Source organism: Haladaptatus sp. CMSO5 (assembly GCF_036689885.1).
Lineage (GTDB): Archaea > Halobacteriota > Halobacteria > Halobacteriales > Halococcaceae > QDMS2.
This window is the reverse complement of record NZ_JBAHVW010000001.1, coordinates 1,819,865-1,836,940: the sequence shown is the minus strand read 5'-3', so window position 1 is coordinate 1,836,940 and position 17,076 is coordinate 1,819,865. Positions and strand designations below refer to the sequence as shown.

The following is a 17,076-nucleotide window of genomic DNA, read 5'->3' as shown; positions in this document are numbered from 1 at the left end:
CCTTCGGACAATGAGTGTCCCCGCCGTCCACCGTATCGAATTTCCCGTCGACTGGGAGCCGGGCCACGTCGCAGTCTATCTCGTCGACGGCCCGGAAACGGTGCTTTTCGACGCTGGAACGCCCGGCGACGACGCCCGTGAGAAGTTGCGCGCTGGCCTCGGCGCGGTTGGCTTCACCCCCGCGGACATCGACCACCTCGTCATCACCCACCCGCACGTAGATCACATCGGGCAGGTGCAGACGCTCCTCGACGCCGGGTCGCCGCGCCTCTATGTCCCTGCGAGCGTCGAACAGCGATTCGCCCGCGACGAAGCCGACCTCGCGGCCGTCGTCGAAACGAACGCACGGGCGGCTGGCGTAGACGACGAAGAATCCGCCGTTGAGATGTCGGTTCGCTCGCTCACGAGAAACCGTCGCCTCCTGCCGCCTGACTCCGTCTCTCACTGGATTGAACCGAGTGAAACGGTTTCGATTGGTGGCTTTGACTACACCGCCGTTCACGCAGGCGGCCATCAGGCAGACCATCTGTGCTATGCGACCGCTTTTGACGAGACGCGCGTTCTCTTCTCCGGTGACATGGCCATCGAACCGTTCCGCTCGGTCGGCCTCCACGTCGGCCTCGACAACGGCGTTGCGGAGACGATTCCGGCGTTCTACGAGGGGCTTGACCGCCTTTCAACACTCGACGTAGACCGCGTGTATCCGGGCCATGGGCCGGTTCACGACGAATTTGCCGCCTCGATAGCCCAGTCACGTCGCAGTCTGGACAATCTCGGTGAGTGGGTCACAGAGATGCTCGATTCCGGCATCGAAACTGGAGCCGCAGTTGCCGCCGAACGAGCGAGAACAGACCGCGAGAACGATTCGTTCCTGCCCGAGTCCTATGGCATGTTGTTGTGGCTGGAACGGCAGGGTGTTGCCACGTCAACCATGGCGGACGGCGTTCGGCGATTTCGCCCCGCACCCTGACCCTGCCGAGAGCCACACGCATTTGTACCCGGATTTCTTCTCTGCGACCAATGAGCGAATTTGACGCGGTGTTCTTCGATATCGGCGGTGTCCTCCTTGACCTCTCGTCGGTCAGAGCGGGCCACGATGAGTTCATTCGCCGCCTCGTCGCAGCCCACGACCTCACAGACCACGAGGCCGCGAAAGCGACGTGGCGAGGCGCGCTTGGCGACTATTTTAGCGGGACAGACGGCACGAACTACCGGCCTGCCGCCGCGGGCTATCAGTACGCCGTCGATGAACTCCTCGGCCGAACGGTTCCAGAATCCGAGTGGAAACCCCTCTTTGAAGAGGCGACCTACGGCACGATTCGCCCCCACGACGGCGCGAAAGAGACCCTCGAAGCGCTTGACGACGCTGGCCTCTATCTCGGCGTCATCAGCGACGTAGACGACCACGAAGGCCGTAAAATTCTCGACACACTCGGCGTCCTCACCCACTTCGACCACGTCACCACGTCCGAAGAAGTCGGGAAGAAAAAGCCCGACCAAGCGATGTTTCAGACCGCCTTAGAGCGCGCTGGTGTCTCCCCAGGCGCAGGGATGATGATTGGCGACCGCTACAGCCACGACATGGTCGGCGGCCGTGAGGCGGGGCTTACGACCGTTGCTTACGGCGCGTCGGACGGCCCAGCGGTCGATTACGTCATCGACGACCTGCGTGAAATCCTCCGTATTGTCGGCCTTCGCGATTGAGTCGTGGCAAACGATTAACACACAGTCCGGTGAACCGCCGGGTATGGATTTCGGACTTGCTGAGAAAACCGCCCTCGTCACCGGGGGCGCAGGCCGAATCGGAAGCGAAGACTGTCGCGTGCTCGCTGCAGAAGGCGCAACCGTCGTCGTCCTCGATTTGGAAGCCGAGGCCGCGGAGACGGTGGCAGACGAGATTCGGGAATCAGGTGGGACCGCCCATGCCGTCACCTGCGACCTGACCGACCGGGGCGATGTGAAAGACACGGTCTCTGCGCTCCGCAAGGAAACCGGCGGCATCGACATTCTCGTGAACAACGCCGGGCTCGTAGACGCCCAGAGCCAGCTCAAAGACTACGACGACGAGAAGTGGGATTTGGACGTTGACGTGAACCTGACCGGCGCGTACAACATCTCGCGCGAGGTGTTCCCGGCGATGTGCGAGCGTGGGTGGGGGCGGGTTATCAACATGTCCTCGATGGCCGGGTGGTACGGCGGCTTCGGACAGGCTTCCTACGCCGCGACGAAGGCTGCGCTCATCGGGTTTGGGAAAACGATGGCGCTCGAAGGAGCGCGAAACGGCGTCACCTGCAACATCATCACGCCAAACATCGTGATGGACGCGCTCGCAGACCTTTCATCTGAGGAGTTAGCGGCGACAAACCCGATGTTCGAGCGTATTCGGAAGGCAACGCCGATGCAGAAACTCGGCCGTGAACGCGACGTGTCGAATCTGATTGCCTACCTGTCGAGCGAGCAAGCGAGTTACATCACGGGACAGGTCATCGGTGTCACTGGCGGTATCGACCTGTTTTCGTTCTGAGCCACGGCTCACGGTCGGGTTAAGGAGTGTGAAACCCTGGAGGGCACAGGGATTTAGTCGTGGGGCGTTAGCTGTTCATCTCCGTCGTCGTGGTCTCCGTCGTCGTGGTCTCAGTCGAGTTGTCGGTGGAGTTGTCTTCCTCGACGCCACCTTCTAAGTTGGGCGTTGGCTCGCTGCCGTCGGTCGAAATCATGACCCAGAAGATGTCGCCGTCTTTGACCATGTACTGGGTCGGGTCGACGGTCACGTCGCGCTGCTGGATGGCAATGTTCGTGTTGAAGTCACCTGAGTTGTACGTTTCGCCGTCCACGGTGAGCGTCGTGTTCTCGCCCATCTTCTGGTAGCTGATGTTCGGAACCTGGTTGAGCCCCTCTCCGAGCGTGACGGCTTCCTCTGAGAGGTGCCACTTGTTGTTGTTGTTTTTCTCCGTGTGGAAGTGGAACGGCTGTAAGTTGTCGTCGTCGACGAACGTCTCGGTCGAGAGGTTCATACGCTCGCCATCGACTTCGAGGTACATCGCACCGTGCCAGTGGTCACCGTCTTCTGCGCCGGGGCCGTCCATCGCGGCCTCGGTGGTGGTGGCGTTCTCGGTGGTGGTCATGTCGCCTTCCGTGGTGGTCGTGTCACCTTCCGTGGTCGTGCCGTTCTCCGTGGTCTCGCCATCGCCGCTGTTGCTAGAACAGCCAGCGAGGCCGACTGCGATTGCACTGCCTGTCACTTGGAGGAACCGGCGGCGGGTTTTCTTCGTCATCATCATGGCAAAATCGGGCTATCCCCTTTCCTATGCACTCCGTAAATCAGGGTCTAAGGGGTGATTAATCAGAAAAGATGACTATCTAGAATTCAGAGATGCGACGGCGATAGCGCCTCAATCGTCTGTTCGGCTAACTTTTCAGCCGTCTGATTCGGAATGGTGATGAGCGGCCGGTCGATGGCGGGATTTTCGATTACGTCGCGGAGGCGGTCGCGGGCCTGTTCTGGCGTCCCGGAGACGCCGAGGGCTGCCACCATCTCGTCTGTGACTGCAGCCGCCGCGCCTTTGCGGTCGCCGCCGCGCCACGCGTCTGCGACGGCGTCGGCTTCCTCGGGGAACATCTGGGCGACCGCGCGCTGGTAGCCCTTCCCGCTGCCGACGTAGTAGGCGATGTGGCCGCGAATCGCGTCGTGGGCTTCCGCCGCATCGTCGCTGACTGCAGACGGGATGTAGGGCGCGACGGTGATGTCGTCGGGGTCGCGGCCGGCCTTTGTGGCGTGTTCTGCGACGTACTCGAACGCCTCTTCTAAGTGCGGGAACGGGATGTTGTGGGGAATCCAGCCGTCTGCGAGGCGGGCGACGACGCGGCGATTTGCGGGGCCGAGCGCAGCATGGTACACTTCCACGTCGGCATCGAGCGGCGGGAAGTCCTTCGTTTCGAACAACTCACCATCGTAATCCACGCGCTCGTCGCCGCCACCGAGGAACTGTTTGACGAGTTCGATGGTTTCGTGCGAACGGCGCACGGGACGGTCGAAAGGCATTCCGTGGAGGTCTTCGATTGCCTTTGGCGTGCTCGTCCCGAGGCCGAGGGTGAACCGGCCATCGGAGACGCGCTCTAACGTTGCAGCGGTCATAGCGAGGACGGCGGGCGAGCGCGAGAAGACGTTGAGAATCGCCGTCCCAATCTCGATATTTTCCGTTTCCCCGGCGATAGCGGTGAGCTGAATCGTCGAGTCAGACCCCCAGAGTTCTCCGAGCCAGACGGAGCCATAGCCCAAGTCCTCTGCGCGAACCGCGAGTTCTGTCGGATTGACGGTGCCGATGTGCGGGAGTAACAGGCCAAGTCGCATGGTTGCACTCCACGCGCCGGGCAAATAACTCTTGGTGGGCGGTCAGTCGATGACGCCGTCGCGGCGCAGGGTGTCGATGTTGAACGGCGAGAAACCCACGTCTCGCAACACAGCTTCGGTGTGTTCGCCCTGTTCTGGGAGCGATTCGTCCGTGTCTCGGGTGCGGTCGGTTACGGCCGGGAAGCCGATGCGCGGGCGACCATCCTCGGGTCGTCGGATGATGCCGCGAGACGCGAGTTGCGGGTGGTCAAGAGCTTCTGAAAGTGTGTACACCCCGCCGAAGGCAGCGTCCACGTCCGCGAGTTGCTCCACCCACTCGTCGCGCGTTTTCCCGGCAAACAGGTTCGAGAGTTCCTCGCGCAGGGCGTCGCGCTCTGCCGGGTCGGTGGTGCCGTGAACAGCAACGAGGTCAGGTCTGCCGACGGCTTCACAGAAGGCTTCCCAGAACTTCGGTTCGAGCGCGGCGAGCGTCACGTAGCCGTCTTTCGCGGCGTACACGTCGTACCACGGATACCCACCGGTGAGCGACGTTTCACCCGGGCGCGGCGTCTCGCCGTCGAAGGCGGGCGCGGCGAGCGCGTGGGAAAACGAGAGGACGACGTCGGCCATCGATACGTCGACGTAGCTCCCGCCGCTGCCGAGTTCTCGTGAGAGCAGGCCACTCACGATGGAGAACGCACAGAAGAGGCCGCCGGCCATGTCTGCGGTCGGATAGCCCGGGATTTGGGGCTTTGCAGTCTCGTCTTCGCGGGTCATGTCGAGCAGGCCCGCCAGGCCGATGTAGTTCAGGTCGTGGCCAACCGCGTCGGCGAGCGGGCCGGTCTGTCCGAACCCAGAGAGCGAGCAGTAGACGAGTTTCGGATTGTACTCGGTGAGCGTGTCGTAGTCGATACCCAACCGGTCTGTGACGCCCGGGCGAAAGCTCTCGAACACCACATCCGCGTGTTCAACGAGTTTGTAAAACGCCTCCCGCCCGGCGTCCGCTTTCAGGTTGATGGCGACGCTTCGCTTGCCGCGATTCACGCCGTCGAACACCGCGCCGATGCCTTCGTCGGTGAGCGGTGGCATGGCTCGCGCGTAGTCTCCCGCGCCGGTGTCTTCGACTTTGATGACATCCGCACCGAGATCAGCGAGGAGCTGCGTGGCGTAGGGACCGGGAAGCAACCGAGTCAAATCGAGGACGCGGATACCAGAGAGATTCATGGTCGCATCTCACACGGCGGCTACTTAATGTTCGATGCTGACCCCGAACGTTAACCTCTTGACCGGTGTTGGTAGCGTCATGCCTGCAGAAAACAACCACGGCGGGGTTTCATTTGGGGTGGGCGAAGAGACACGGCTCATCCGCCAGAGTCTCGACCAGTTTGTCGAACGCGAAGTCAGACCGCTCGAAGCCGAGTTGGGCGAGGTGTTGGCGAATCCGCGACTGCGACACGAAACGGATGGCCGGCTCGTTTCCGACGTGCTCGACGCTATTGAGAAAATCCGTAAGAAAAGTGCAGACGCGGGCTTTTACGCCATGAACATGCCCGAGCGCGTCGGCGGAGAGGGTGTCTCGACAGTGACGTGGTATCGCGCGAAAACGCACGTCGCGGCCAAAGGAACCGGACTCACACGCCACATCCTCGCCGGGCCGGAGGGGCCAAAACCGCTCTTGTTGCAGGCGAATACGGAGCAGACCGAGACCTACCTGAAACCGGTCGTCCGGGGCGAGCAATCGACGGCATTCGCCCAGACCGAACCCGGTGCAGGCTCTGATTCCCCGAACATGCAGACGACGGCGCGAAAGGAGGGTAACGAGTGGGTAATAAACGGGAGAAAGCAGTGGATTACGAACGCGCCGTACGCAGACTTCGTGCAGGTGTTTGCCCGGACGACGCCCCAAGAAAAAGCGGGCCGCTACGGTGGGATTACGTGTTTCATCGTGGAAGCTGACGAGTACGAACTCGGCGCGATGAACAACGCCGTCGGCATGGAGGGGATGCAGGCAGAACTCGTCTTCGACGGGGTTCGCGTCCCCGACTCGCGCGTGCTTGGCGAGGTGGATGCAGCGTTCTATTCTGCGATGGATTTTCTCTCACTCGGTCGTCTCGAATTGGGTGCAGAGGCCGTGGGTTATGCAGAAAACCTCGTAGACGAGTGCGTGTCCTACGCGAACCAGCGCGAAGCGTTCGGCCAGCCCATCGGGAAGTTTCAGCAAATCTCTGGGAAAATCGCTCGCGGAAAGGCGCGGGTCAATGCTGCAGACGCGGCAGGTCTCCGGTGTGCGTGGCTGATGGACAGTGGGGAGGATGCGATACAGGCGTCGTCTGCGTTCAAGTGGCTCGCCACCGACGCCTACTGGCAGCTCGCAGACGACACGGTGCAGATACACGGCGGCAACGGCGTCGCGGAGGAAAATCCGTTCATGGACCACCTCCATCTCGCGCGCATCCTTCGCATCGTGGAAGGCACTGACGAAATTCAGCTAAACACGATTGCGAAGCAACTCGGCGTCTAAAACAGCTTGTCCATCGTGACGTGCGGGATGCCCGCCTCCTCGAACTCGTCTCCCTGTTGAAGGTAGCCAAGCCGCTCGTAGAACGACTTCGCGTGTACTTGCGAGTTGAGGATGAGGTGGTCGTAGCCGCGTGCGTGTGCCTCCGACTCGACACACGCCATGAGCTCGAAGCCGAGTCCGTTACCGCGATACGGTTCGAGCACGGCCACGCGCTCTATTTTCGCCCGTTCATCGTCGAGCGGGCGAAGCCGCGCAGCCCCGACGGGGTCGTCGTCGATGTAGGCGACGAAGTGGACGCAGTCGTCTTCGTACTCGTCAACCTCCAACTCTTCTGGTACACCTTGCTCCTCTACGAAAACCCGGAATCGAACGGAGAGAGCATCTTCATACTCCGCGTCGGACTCGACGACGTGGATAGACGAACGCATATGACAGAATATTCGTGGTCTACGAAGATAAACCGCAGGACTGAGTCAACACTCGAAAACCGCGGTTTCGATTTCTTCTCGGGGAACCGGTGAAATCCAGTCATCCGCGAGCCACCGATACTGGACGATGCGGTCTGCATCGAGCACAAACACGGCTCGCCGTGCCGTCGAAACCCCGGCCATTCCGTCGCGTTCACACCGCACGTCGAACGCGTCGATAGCGCGGGCGTCTACGTCCGCGAACAGCGAAAACGGGCTGTCGAGGTCGCGCAGGAAGGCGTTTTGCGCATACGGGCCGTCGCGCGTGACGCCGGTGACGGTCAGTCCCTCGAACTCGTCCCAACCAGCAGTGGCGTAGCGCGTCCACCAGTTGTGCGTGATGGCGCTGCCCGAAAATCCAGAGAACACGAGCACGCCGCCGCGTTCACCGAGGACGGCATCGAGGCTGGCTTCGCGGAAGGTTTCGCCGTCACAGTACAACGCCGTGAACGTGGGGGCGCGCTCGCCTGTGGCTGGTGGCATAGCCGTCACGAGGTGCGGGAGTACCAAAATCCTCCGGGCCACACCACGCTTTTATTCGTGTGGGTGCTTCTGCGTGCTATGAGCCTCACTCTCTACCGACTCGAAGGCTGTCCGTGGTGTGAACTCGTGGTGGACAAACTCGACGAACTCGACGTAGAGTTCGAGAGCATCTGGGTCGAAGGTCTGCACTCGAAGCGCGACGAGGTGAAACGGGTCTCCGGCCAGCGGGGCGTCCCCGTCCTCGTCGATGACGAGTACGGCGTGACGATGGCCGAGTCCGCGAAAATAAACGAGTATCTCGCCGCCTCCTACGCCTAATCGAGCGCGTGTGGGTCTAAGCCGGGGTCGTGTACCGGCGGCGTTCCAATCGCCAACACGACGCCGCGCTCGTCACCGACGTTCCGGTAGCCGTGACCGATTTCCGGGCCAGCCGAGAAAAACGTTCCCGGCCCGACTTCGCGGATTTCTTCCTCGCCAGACCGCCCGAGTTTGAGCGAGAAGGTGCCTTCGATGACGTAGTAGAACTCCTCTTGTTCCGAGTGGGCGTGGTAGCCGATTTGCTCGCCGGGTTCGAGATACCAGAGTTTGGCGTTCATCTTCTCTAACCCCAGCACGTCGTCGAGCGAGCGAATGTTGAGGTCCGGGGGGAGTTCGTCGATTTCAGAGAGGTCGGTCACAGGCACGTCTTTGGTGTGGGCAACGCCGTAGTCCATCGCGTCATAGCCCACGGTACACGCTCCCAAAACACTAGGGCTTGCGGACAGCAGCGGCGAGTCGCGGAAGCACGTCGGTCACGTCCGCGTCGAACGTGTAGTCTGCGTCGAAGCCGGTGTCATCCAGATTCACGTAGATAGTGGTCGCACCGTGTCTCGCCGCGACGTGCGGGAGCGAGGCGGCCGGTTCGACCGTGAGTGACGACCCGGCGATGAGAAACACGTCACAGGATTTGGCGAGCGAGTGCGCCCGCGACATCGCCACCTCGGGCATCGATTCTCCGAACAACACGACGGCAGGTTTTACGATACCGTCACACGACGCACAGCGCGGCGGGACGTTCCCGGCTTTGACCGCGTCCCACGCCGGGGCTGCGTCGGCGCGTTCGCCACAGTCCATGCAGACGACCTCTGCGCCCGTGCCGTGGAGTTCGATGAGATTCGCTGTGCCCGCCTCGCGGTGCAGGCCATCGATATTTTGCGTGATGAGTGTGTCGAGGTGGCCCGCCGCTTCGAGTTCTGCGAGCGCGTGGTGGGCGTCGTTGGGCGCGATATCGCCCCCGGCGTAGATGTCTTCGAACATCGAAAGCCGGTCGCGCCAGAAGCCTTCGGGGTCTGCGCGAAATCGCCTGAAGTGGAAACTCTGTGGGTCGTGTTTCTCCCAGAGGCCGCCTTCGCTGCGAAAGTCGGGGATGCCGGAGGCGGTGCTGACGCCTGCGCCCGTGAGCGCGACAACTGAGTCTGCCTCGCTGAGTGCGGTGGCCGCCTGTGAGAGTGCCTCGTCCATGGGGTCACTTTGTCGTGCGAGACAAAAGGCGTATCCCGATTTGTGTACGTCAACAGCCGCCGATACCCGCAGGTTTTCGTAGCCGGAGGTTGTAGCCGCGACCATGTTAGAGAATAGCGTTCTCAGGTGGGCACTGTGAGCGACCATTCAGAGGAGTACTTCTCGCGTATCGTAGACGAGGAGAAACTCGCAGCCTTCCTCGAAGCCGAGTTGGGCGCGGCAGAAGCGTACGACGTTCGCCATCACAAAGAGGGCCACTCGAACGAGACGCTGTTCGTGACGTGGGGGGACTTAGAGCTCGTCATCCGACGCCCGCCACCGGGTGAAACTGCAGAGTCAGCACACGACGTACTCAGGGAGTACAAGGTGATGAACGCCCTGCAGGACACGCCGGTTCGCGTACCACGCACCATCCTCGGCACGGACGACCACTCGATTCTCGGCTGTGACTTCTACGTGATGGAAAAAGAGGCGGGTGACGTACTGCGCCGAGACGAACCCGAGCGATTTGCCACGCCCGAGATGCGCGAGCAAATCGGTATCCAGCTCGTCGATGCGCTCGCAGAGATTCACGAGACGGACTACGAGGCCGTCGGTCTCGGTGAGTTCGGCTATCCGGAGGGCTACACCGAGCGGCAGGTCAGCCGCTGGAAAAAGCAGTTCGACTGGGCGAGCGAAGTCACGGAAGAAGAGCGCACTGTCGAAGGCGTCGAAGCAGTGTACGACTGGCTGGTCGAGAACACGCCCGAGAGCCACGAACACACGCTCGTCCACGGCGACTACAAACTCGACAACGTCATGTTCGGGCCGGGAACGCCCCCCGAAATCGTCGGCGTGTTCGACTGGGAACTCTCGACGCTCGGTGACCCGCTCTGTGACCTCGGCTGGATGCTCGCCTACTGGCGCGACGCAGACGACGAACCGCCTGCCGTCCCCGACCTGATGGCGCGGTTCATGGAGCGCGAGGGCTATCCAAGCCGCCAAGACCTCGTTGACCGCTACGAAGAACAGACGGGCCGTGAGTTCGTCCACGAGCGCTTCTACCGAACGCTCGCGGTGTTCAAACTCATTGGACTTGGTGAGATGTTCTACCGGCGCTATCTCGAAGGCAACAGCGACGACGACCTCTACCCACAGATGGAGACGCAGGTGCAACAGTTAACCGACCGCGCCCAGCGCATCATCGACGGAAAAGAGTCGCTCTGAACACACCGCTTTTCCGGTGAAAACCGGCCACCATCGGCGGTGGAGTTAACTCGCTTGCTGACAGCGGATTAGCCATGACCGTAGATGGGATACAGCGAGTGACAGTGCTTGGCGCAGGAAACATGGGCCACGGCATCGCGGAGGTGACGGCCATCGCGGGTTACGACGTGACGCTCCGCGACATCGAGCGCGAGTACGTAGAGAAAGGCCACGGCCAGATTCAGTGGAGCCTCGAAAAGCTCGAATCGAAGGGGAAACTCGACGAATCAGCCGCAGACATTCTCGACCGCATCGACCTCGCCGTCGATATCGAGAAAGCCGTCGCAGAGGCAGACCTCGTCATCGAAGCCGCACCGGAGCGGCTGTCGATAAAGGAAGATATCTTTACAGACCTCACCGAGTACGCGCCAGCCGACGCGATTCTGGCGACGAACACCTCGTCGCTGTCGATTACGCAGATTGCGAAGGTGGTCGACAATCCCTCACGAGTGGTCGGTTTACACTTTTTCAACCCACCGGTGAAAATGCCGCTCGTGGAGGTTATCTACGGCGAGGAGACGAGCGAGGACACCGCGACCACGGCCGCCGACTTTGTCGAATCTATCGACAAGACGCCCATCTACGTCCGCAAAGACGTGAACGGCTTCGTCGTGAACTCCGTGCTCGGTCCGTTTCTTGACGAACCTGCGTGGATGGTCTCAGAGGAGGCCGGAACCGTCCGCGACATCGACGCGACGATGGTGTACGAGCGGGGCTACCCGATGGGACCGTTCGAACTCTCTGATATGACCGGCATCGACATTTCCCATAGCGTGCGAGAGGAAGCGGGGAAGCCAATCGCTCCGGCCATGCAAGAACGCGTGGACGCAGAGGAGTACGGCAGAAAGTCAGGGAAGGGCTGGTACGACTACGAGAACGGCGGCGCAGACTACACCGAAGCCGACGTATCTGGCGACGTGGACACCCTGCGCATCGAAGCGCGGATGGTAAACGAAGCGGCGAAACTCATAGACCAAGCTGTCTCCATCCCAAACGAGATTGATACGGGGATGAAACTCGGTGCGGGCTTCCCCGAAGGACCGTGTGCCAGAGCCGACGAAATCGGCCTCGACGTGGTGCTCGATTCGCTTCGCGACCACTACGAGCGCACGGACGCAGATCGCTTTGAGCCAAGCCCGTATCTCGTCTCGCTCGTCGAAGACGGAAAAACCGGCAAAGCCGCCGGCGAAGGCTTCTACACCTACGAGTAAACTCGACCGACTCAGAGCAGTCGGTCTGCGATGATATTTTTCTGAATCTCCGAGGTCCCTTCGTAGATTTTCGTAATCCGCGCGTCGCGGTAGAAGCGCTCTGCAGGATGGTCGGTGACAAAGCCAGCCCCGCCGTGGACCTGCAAACCCTCGTCTGCGACGCGAACCGCCTGCTCGCTTGCGAACAGTTTCGCCATCGACGCGAACTTCGCGGCGAGGTCGTCGTCGCCCGATTCGACCGCAGTCGCCGCGCGATAGTTGAGTGACCGCGCGGCTTCGACGTTCGTCGCCATGTCCGCAATTTTGTGGCGAATCGCTTGGAACTCCGCGATTGGCTTGCCGAACTGTTCGCGCTCTCCGGCGTAGGAGATGGCTTCATCGACCGCGGCTTGTGCGACGCCAAGCGCCTGCGAAGCGACGCTGACGCGCCCGTGGGCGAAGAAGTTCATGAGCTGGTAGAAGCCCTTGTTCACCTCACCGACGACGTTCGCTTCCGGAATCCGCAGGTCATCGAAGGTGAGTTCGGCGAGGTCTGAGGCGTGGATCCCGAGTTTGTTGTCGATTTTGTGCGCCGTGAAACCCGGCGAATCGGTGGGGACGAGGAAGGCGGTGATGCCGCGATGGCCCGCGTCGGGGTCGGTTTTCGCCATCACGATTGCCACGTCCGCGACGTTCCCGTTCGTAATCCACATCTTGGTACCATTGATAACCCACTCGTCGCCCTCTTTTTCGGCCTGCGTCTCCATCCCGGCGACGTTCGAGCCGTGGGCTGGCTCCGAGATGGCGCTCGCAGAGACCGCCTCTCCGGCGGCGATTTTCGGGAGCCACTCTTCTTTCATCCACTCGTCGCCGTACTTGATGAGCATGGACGTGCCGAATCCGGCACTGGAGATGGCGCTCCCGATTCCGGCGTCGGCTCGCCAGAGTTCTTCGGTGATGACGGCGACGGCGAGTAAATCGAGGCCTGCACCGCCGTACGTTTCGGGGATGTTTGGCGCGACGAAATCGTACGCTGCGGCTTTCTTGCGGATGGCCGCGGGGTACTCGCGAGACTCGTCGTATTCGCGGGCGACGGGGCGGATTTCTGCATCGCCAAACTCGCGCACTGCCTGTCGGATTGCCTCTTGCTCTGCGGTGAGACTGAAAGACATAGTAGACTCATGCTAGCACGAGTCAAATAGCTTCGTCCGACGGCAGCCTTGCAGTTTAGTCGAGTGCGGTCAACGTCTCAACGTCCGGAATCTCGTGGTCGCCATCGACGATTTGAGTCATGCGCTCTGTGTGTTTGCGCGCGGCATATGCGGTGAGGTCTGCGCTGTCCGGTCCGGGAAGGCCTTCTCGACTCCGAAGCCCGTCGGTCGTGATGGCGTTTACGAGCGGCAAGAGGTCGCCGACCGTCTCGTGGAGGAACGATGGGGCGACCCCCTCTGTGACGAGGGCTTTCAGCTTCGCCATCCCGAATCCGACGTGGCGGCCTTCGTCGCCGCGGATTTTGGCAAGGCCAGTGGTGAGTCCTGGGAGAGTCGGCAGGGCAGCGTAGGTGTCCGGCCCGTAGGCTTGCTGGAGACCGTAGTAGGCGGTCTGTGCGAGGATACCCTCCACGACGAGGTGGTAGTGACAGTAGGCCTTCGCCCGGGTCTCGGGCGTATCTTCTGACAGGAGGCGGGTCATCGCCGCTTCGGTGCGGTCGAACAGTTCGATGTATTCGGGGACGTACCAGCGGTCTGCCTGTGGCGAGGTTTGCGGTTCACCGCGTTCTGCCTCTGCTTCGTTCACCACTTCGCGCCAGTAGCGGTCGAAAAAGTCGGTGTGCTTTGCTTCTTCGTAGAGCTGGGTCGTGATGAACGCCTGGTCTTCCGGTCGTTCGAGGACGACCGCGAGTGGGGCGAGGTCGGTCGTGACTGCCTGCTCGCCCGCGCCGAACTTGGCGAGCGCGCCACGAAGACTGTCGAACACCGGTGGCTCCATCTCACAGAGCGCTTCGCGGTCGGCAGTCAGGTCGATGTCCGACGGGTCCCAATGACGCGACACTGCGTTGCGATAGTAGCGAAACGACCGCGATTCACGGTCGAGAAGGGCGGGTTGGGTCGAATCAAGATGCATACTGCACTGTCTGTTGGGATGCAGAGAAAAGGTTGTGCAACGCTACCGAACGCCAATCGAGTTCATTCGCCGGTGAACTCGGGGGCGCGCTTTTCCATGAACGCGGTCGCGCCTTCGACGTGGTCGTCGGTGGCGAAACACATCACCTGTGCCGACGCTTCGTTCGTGACGGCTTGGTCGAGCGACTGTTCCATGCCTTGGCGGATGAGCCGTTTGGAGGCGCGCAGGGCGACCGTCGGCCCAGTGGCGATTTTCTCAACGAACTGCTCGACTGCCGCCTCGAATTCGTCTTCGCTGTAGACCTGGTTGAACAGGCCAAGTGACTCCGCGCGGGTTGCGTCGACGAGTTCGCCGGTGAACACGAGTTCTTTCGCCGTGTTTTCCCCGACAATGCGCGGCAAGAAATACGAGGTTCCAGAGTCCACGGTGAGGCCGACCTGCCGGAAGCCGAAGCTAATCTTCGAGTCCTCGGTGGCGAGTAAGATATCGCAGGCGATGGCGAGGTTCGCGCCCGCGCCGAACGCCACGCCATCGATTTTGGCGATTGTTGGCAAGTGGAACTCGGCCACGCGCACGACGGCGCGCGAGGTGCGCTGGACGATGAGTTGCTCGCGTTCGGGAAGCGAATACTCGCCTTCGAGCCCCTTCATCATCGCGTTGATGTCGCCGCCCGCGGAGAACGCACCGCCCGCGCCTTCGATGATGACACAGCGCGCGTCGCTGTCTTCGATTTCAGAGAGCGCGTCGAGAAGCCCCGCAGAAACTTCGTGCGTGAGGGCGTTTCGCACGTTGGGGCGATTCAGCGTGATGGTCGCGATTCCCGCGTCGATGTCGAGCAAGACTGCATCCGCCATAATACCCGCACCGAGACGGGGTGCGCACTTGATTCTACCGCCGACTCCCGTCTATCGCGCCGTCCAACCCCCATCGACGGCGAGGCACTCGCCGGTCACGTAGGACGCGGCGCGACTGGCGAGGAACACGGCCGGCCCTGCCAGTTCTTCTGGGTCGGCAAATCGGTCAAGCGGTGTTCGGTCGCGGATGGACTGGGCGAGTTTGTCGTTGCCTGTGACGCCCTCTGTGAGGTCGGTATCGACGTAGCCGGGTGCGATGGCGTTCACCCGCACCGTCGGTGCCCAGTCTAAAGCCATACTCTTCGTGATTCCCACGAGGCCGTGTTTGGAGGCGACGTAGGGGTGTTGGCGCGGGAGGCCCACGAGGCCGCCAACGCTCGCGACGTTGATGACGGAACCGCCGTCGCTCTCGTGGAGGTACTCGGCTGCGGCTTTCGTACAGAGAAACGCGCCGCGGAGGTTCACGTCAATGACGAAATCGAGGCCGTCCGCTTCGATGTGCTCGGGTTCACCGAGGGCGCTCCCCGGGTTCACGCCCGCGTTGTTCACGACGCAGTCGATGCCGCCGAACTCGGCTGCGGCCGTCTCCATCAGCGCGCGAATATCGGCTTCGTCGGTCACGTCGACCGTCGCCGCGAGCGCCTCGCCACCCCGGTCTCTGATTTCTTGGGCCACGTTTGCCACGTCGTCTTCGGTGCGCGCTGCGGGTACGACGGCCGCGCCCGCGTCTGCGAGGCCGAGGGCGATTGCGCGGCCAATTCCGCGACTCCCGCCCGTTACGACGGCGACACGTCCGGTCAAATCGAATTGCTCCATAACGGCGTCCATGGGTGGTTCTGTCTGTCGCTCCCCTTAACTGCCCCGAACGCGGTATACTTTGGCCGCGGCGTCCGTTGACTCTGCCATGCAGGTGTGCTGGCATCGACGTGACCTCAGAATCGCTGACAACCGCGCCCTCGCCGCCGCTGGTGAGGCCGGTCGCGTGCTCCCCGTGTTCGTCTTCGACCCGAACGTCCTCCAGCACGCCTCCGCGAATCGCGTGTCCTTCATGCTCGATGCACTCTCGAAACTGCGTGAGGAGTACCGCGAATTGGGCGGTGACCTGTACGTTGCCCACGGCGACCCAGTCGAGATTCTTCCCGAACTCGCCGCGGAACACGGCGTCGAAAAGGTGTGGTGGAACACCGATTACTCGGGGCTTGCCCGCGAACGCGACGCGGCGGTGCACATGGCACTCGCAGACGCAGACGTGGCCCGCGAATCGCTGCACGATGCCATCTGCCACGAACCGGGGAGCATTCTGACGAACGACGGCGACCCCTACTCCGTTTACACCTACTTCGGGCGCAAGTGGCACGACCGCGAGAAGGACGTACCATTCGAGCCGCCTGAATCGGGCAGTATCGCGGCGGTTGAAGGCGAGGCGTTGCCATCGCATTCTTCGCTTGGGTTCGAGGAATCGACCGCCGACATCGCTTCTGCGGGAACCGACGCGGCGCGCGAACGGCTGGCTGCGTTCTGTGACGGCGCCATCTTTCGGTACGACGAGAGACGCGACTACGCCGCAGAATCGAGCACGTCTCGACTGTCAGAGCACCTGAAGTGGGGAACCATCGGTATCAGGGAGGTGTACGCGGCGACCGAGCTGGCGAAAGCGCGCGCAGAGAACGACGAAGCCGCAGAATCGGTCCACGAGTTCCAATCGCAACTCGCGTGGCGCGAGTTCTACACGCACGTCCTCTGGTACAATCCGAACGTGACGTGGGCGAACTACAAGACCTACGAGAACCCGATTGCGTGGCGAAACGACCAATCGGAACTCGCCGCGTGGAAAGCCGGGGAAACGGGCTACCCCATTGTGGACGCGGGAATGCGCCAACTCCGGGCGGAGGGGTTTATACACAATCGCGTGCGGATGATTGTCGCCTCGTTTCTGACCAAAGACCTGCTCATTGACTGGCGCGAGGGCTACGACTGGTTCCGCAAACACCTCGTTGACCACGACACCGCGAACGACACGGGTGGGTGGCAATGGGCGGCGTCGACGGGTACCGACGCCCAGCCGTACTTTCGCATCTTCAACCCGATGACTCAAGGCGAGCGTTACGACCCGAGCGCGGCGTACATCAAACGCTACGTCCCCGAACTGCGCGACGTAGACGCGGACACCATCCACGGGTGGCACGGGCTGACAGACCGCCTCCGCAAAAAAGTCGCGCCCGACTACCCACACCCCATTGTCAACCACAGCGAGCGCCGCGAGCAAGCCCTCTCGATGTTCGAAGCTGCGCGCGGAGAATAGTCGGAGAACGTGATATTTTTTATTTCAAACATAATATGTATACAAAGATACAAATGATTC

At 61.7% G+C, this 17,076-nt stretch carries 18 protein-coding genes and 1 pseudogene; 8 read left to right on the top strand and 11 right to left on the bottom strand.

The genetic code is table 11. The features are described 5' to 3' along the window. Window positions 1–10 precede the first annotated feature (10 nt). Genes V5N12_RS09660 through V5N12_RS09650 form a run of 3 tightly spaced genes read left to right on the top strand, consistent with a single transcriptional unit; the run spans window position 11 to window position 2,524 of the window. Complete coding sequence (locus V5N12_RS09660) at window positions 11–970, top strand: MBL fold metallo-hydrolase (RefSeq protein ID WP_332898956.1); 960 nt, start codon at window positions 11–13, stop codon at window positions 968–970. A 50-nt stretch (window positions 971–1,020) separates the two neighbouring features. Continuing rightward, window positions 1,021–1,704 (top strand): HAD family hydrolase, encoded by a 684-nt coding sequence (locus tag V5N12_RS09655; protein WP_332898955.1) that lies wholly within the window; start codon window positions 1,021–1,023, stop codon window positions 1,702–1,704. A 43-nt stretch (window positions 1,705–1,747) separates the two neighbouring features. After that, window positions 1,748–2,524 carry an SDR family NAD(P)-dependent oxidoreductase gene (locus V5N12_RS09650; protein ID WP_332898954.1) on the top strand — a complete coding sequence of 259 codons (777 nt, stop codon included), beginning with the start codon at window positions 1,748–1,750 and terminating at the stop codon, window positions 2,522–2,524. Between the two features lie 67 nt (window positions 2,525–2,591). Here V5N12_RS09650 and V5N12_RS09645 read toward each other — a convergent pair whose 3' ends face one another. The 3 genes from V5N12_RS09645 to V5N12_RS09635 all read right to left on the bottom strand — a co-directional run bounded on the left by V5N12_RS09645 (window position 2,592) and on the right by V5N12_RS09635 (window position 5,554). Then, window positions 2,592–3,281: a hypothetical protein gene (locus V5N12_RS09645; protein WP_332898953.1), complete on the bottom strand. Its 690-nt coding sequence runs from the start codon at window positions 3,279–3,281 to the stop codon at window positions 2,592–2,594. Between the two features lie 86 nt (window positions 3,282–3,367). Then, complete coding sequence (locus V5N12_RS09640) at window positions 3,368–4,351, bottom strand: LLM class flavin-dependent oxidoreductase (protein ID WP_332898952.1); 984 nt, start codon at window positions 4,349–4,351, stop codon at window positions 3,368–3,370. Between the two features lie 42 nt (window positions 4,352–4,393). Beyond that, window positions 4,394–5,554 (bottom strand): CaiB/BaiF CoA transferase family protein, encoded by a 1,161-nt coding sequence (locus V5N12_RS09635; protein WP_332898951.1) that lies wholly within the window; start codon window positions 5,552–5,554, stop codon window positions 4,394–4,396. Between the two features lie 79 nt (window positions 5,555–5,633). Between V5N12_RS09635 and V5N12_RS09630 the strand changes: the two genes are divergently transcribed. Continuing rightward, a complete protein-coding gene (locus tag V5N12_RS09630; protein WP_332898950.1) occupies window positions 5,634–6,851 on the top strand; it encodes an acyl-CoA dehydrogenase family protein in 1,218 nt (405 codons plus the stop codon). Here V5N12_RS09630 and V5N12_RS09625 read toward each other — a convergent pair. Beyond that, on the bottom strand, window positions 6,848–7,279 hold the full coding sequence (locus V5N12_RS09625) for a GNAT family N-acetyltransferase (RefSeq protein WP_332898949.1): 432 nt from the start codon (window positions 7,277–7,279) through the stop codon (window positions 6,848–6,850). The genes V5N12_RS09630 and V5N12_RS09625 overlap by 4 nt on opposite strands. A 45-nt stretch (window positions 7,280–7,324) precedes the next feature. Further along, window positions 7,325–7,801 (bottom strand): redoxin domain-containing protein, encoded by a 477-nt coding sequence (locus V5N12_RS09620; protein WP_332898948.1) that lies wholly within the window; start codon window positions 7,799–7,801, stop codon window positions 7,325–7,327. Window positions 7,802–7,879: 78 nt separating this feature from the next. Between V5N12_RS09620 and V5N12_RS09615 the strand changes: the two genes are divergently transcribed. Next, window positions 7,880–8,119, top strand: coding sequence for a glutaredoxin family protein (locus V5N12_RS09615; protein ID WP_332898947.1), 240 nt, complete (start codon window positions 7,880–7,882; stop codon window positions 8,117–8,119). On the opposite strand, the gene V5N12_RS09610 is transcribed toward V5N12_RS09615, so the two are convergent. Together V5N12_RS09610 and V5N12_RS09605 are read right to left on the bottom strand one after the other, a co-directional pair. Further along, window positions 8,116–8,514, bottom strand: a complete 399-nt coding sequence (locus V5N12_RS09610) for a cupin domain-containing protein (RefSeq protein WP_442904970.1) — start codon at window positions 8,512–8,514, stop codon at window positions 8,116–8,118. The genes V5N12_RS09615 and V5N12_RS09610 overlap by 4 nt on opposite strands. Before the next feature lie 34 nt (window positions 8,515–8,548). Next, window positions 8,549–9,301 carry a Sir2 family NAD-dependent protein deacetylase gene (locus V5N12_RS09605; protein WP_332898945.1) on the bottom strand — a complete coding sequence of 251 codons (753 nt, stop codon included), beginning with the start codon at window positions 9,299–9,301 and terminating at the stop codon, window positions 8,549–8,551. A 135-nt stretch (window positions 9,302–9,436) separates the two neighbouring features. Here V5N12_RS09605 and V5N12_RS09600 point away from each other — a divergent pair, with 135 nt between their 5' ends. Then, window positions 9,437–10,507 carry a phosphotransferase family protein gene (locus tag V5N12_RS09600; RefSeq protein WP_332898944.1) on the top strand — a complete coding sequence of 357 codons (1,071 nt, stop codon included), beginning with the start codon at window positions 9,437–9,439 and terminating at the stop codon, window positions 10,505–10,507. A 74-nt stretch (window positions 10,508–10,581) separates the two neighbouring features. Further along, window positions 10,582–11,754, top strand: a pseudogene (locus tag V5N12_RS09595) (3-hydroxyacyl-CoA dehydrogenase); the annotation flags it as partial. Window positions 11,755–11,768: 14 nt separating this feature from the next. Here V5N12_RS09595 and V5N12_RS09590 read toward each other — a convergent pair. The 4 genes from V5N12_RS09590 to V5N12_RS09575 all read right to left on the bottom strand — a co-directional run bounded on the left by V5N12_RS09590 (window position 11,769) and on the right by V5N12_RS09575 (window position 15,542). Then, on the bottom strand, window positions 11,769–12,908 hold the full coding sequence (locus tag V5N12_RS09590; protein WP_332898942.1) for an acyl-CoA dehydrogenase family protein: 1,140 nt from the start codon (window positions 12,906–12,908) through the stop codon (window positions 11,769–11,771). A 55-nt stretch (window positions 12,909–12,963) separates the two neighbouring features. Continuing rightward, on the bottom strand, window positions 12,964–13,860 hold the full coding sequence (locus V5N12_RS09585) for a ribonucleoside-diphosphate reductase (RefSeq protein WP_332898941.1): 897 nt from the start codon (window positions 13,858–13,860) through the stop codon (window positions 12,964–12,966). Window positions 13,861–13,922: 62 nt separating this feature from the next. Beyond that, on the bottom strand, window positions 13,923–14,714 hold the full coding sequence (locus V5N12_RS09580; protein ID WP_332898940.1) for an enoyl-CoA hydratase/isomerase family protein: 792 nt from the start codon (window positions 14,712–14,714) through the stop codon (window positions 13,923–13,925). Between the two features lie 51 nt (window positions 14,715–14,765). Beyond that, a complete protein-coding gene (locus tag V5N12_RS09575) occupies window positions 14,766–15,542 on the bottom strand; it encodes an SDR family NAD(P)-dependent oxidoreductase (RefSeq protein WP_332898939.1) in 777 nt (258 codons plus the stop codon). 76 nt (window positions 15,543–15,618) lie between these two features. Here V5N12_RS09575 and V5N12_RS09570 point away from each other — a divergent pair, with 76 nt between their 5' ends. Continuing rightward, window positions 15,619–17,016, top strand: a complete 1,398-nt coding sequence (locus V5N12_RS09570; RefSeq protein WP_332898938.1) for a cryptochrome/photolyase family protein — start codon at window positions 15,619–15,621, stop codon at window positions 17,014–17,016. The last annotated feature ends 60 nt before the right edge of the window (window positions 17,017–17,076 follow it).

Excerpts from the sequence above, each read along its gene's own strand:
- V5N12_RS09660 (WP_332898956.1), top strand. The coding sequence starts at position 11 with ATGAGTGTCCCCGCCGTCCACCGTATCGAATTTCCCGTCGACTGGGAG.
- V5N12_RS09590 (WP_332898942.1), bottom strand. The coding sequence starts at position 12,908 with ATGTCTTTCAGTCTCACCGCAGAGCAAGAGGCAATCCGACAGGCAGTG.
- V5N12_RS09635 (WP_332898951.1), bottom strand. The coding sequence starts at position 5,554 with ATGAATCTCTCTGGTATCCGCGTCCTCGATTTGACTCGGTTGCTTCCC.
- V5N12_RS09580 (WP_332898940.1), bottom strand. The coding sequence starts at position 14,714 with ATGGCGGATGCAGTCTTGCTCGACATCGACGCGGGAATCGCGACCATC.
- V5N12_RS09585 (WP_332898941.1), bottom strand. The coding sequence starts at position 13,860 with ATGCATCTTGATTCGACCCAACCCGCCCTTCTCGACCGTGAATCGCGG.
- V5N12_RS09610 (WP_442904970.1), bottom strand. The coding sequence starts at position 8,514 with ATGGACTACGGCGTTGCCCACACCAAAGACGTGCCTGTGACCGACCTC.
- V5N12_RS09570 (WP_332898938.1), top strand. The coding sequence starts at position 15,619 with ATGCAGGTGTGCTGGCATCGACGTGACCTCAGAATCGCTGACAACCGC.
- V5N12_RS09650 (WP_332898954.1), top strand. The coding sequence starts at position 1,748 with ATGGATTTCGGACTTGCTGAGAAAACCGCCCTCGTCACCGGGGGCGCA.
- V5N12_RS09605 (WP_332898945.1), bottom strand. The coding sequence starts at position 9,301 with ATGGACGAGGCACTCTCACAGGCGGCCACCGCACTCAGCGAGGCAGAC.
- V5N12_RS09640 (WP_332898952.1), bottom strand. The coding sequence starts at position 4,351 with ATGCGACTTGGCCTGTTACTCCCGCACATCGGCACCGTCAATCCGACA.
- V5N12_RS09645 (WP_332898953.1), bottom strand. The coding sequence starts at position 3,281 with ATGATGATGACGAAGAAAACCCGCCGCCGGTTCCTCCAAGTGACAGGC.
- V5N12_RS09655 (WP_332898955.1), top strand. The coding sequence starts at position 1,021 with ATGAGCGAATTTGACGCGGTGTTCTTCGATATCGGCGGTGTCCTCCTT.
- V5N12_RS09630 (WP_332898950.1), top strand. The coding sequence starts at position 5,634 with ATGCCTGCAGAAAACAACCACGGCGGGGTTTCATTTGGGGTGGGCGAA.
- V5N12_RS09620 (WP_332898948.1), bottom strand. The coding sequence starts at position 7,801 with ATGCCACCAGCCACAGGCGAGCGCGCCCCCACGTTCACGGCGTTGTAC.
- V5N12_RS09625 (WP_332898949.1), bottom strand. The coding sequence starts at position 7,279 with ATGCGTTCGTCTATCCACGTCGTCGAGTCCGACGCGGAGTATGAAGAT.
- V5N12_RS09615 (WP_332898947.1), top strand. The coding sequence starts at position 7,880 with ATGAGCCTCACTCTCTACCGACTCGAAGGCTGTCCGTGGTGTGAACTC.
- V5N12_RS09575 (WP_332898939.1), bottom strand. The coding sequence starts at position 15,542 with ATGGACGCCGTTATGGAGCAATTCGATTTGACCGGACGTGTCGCCGTC.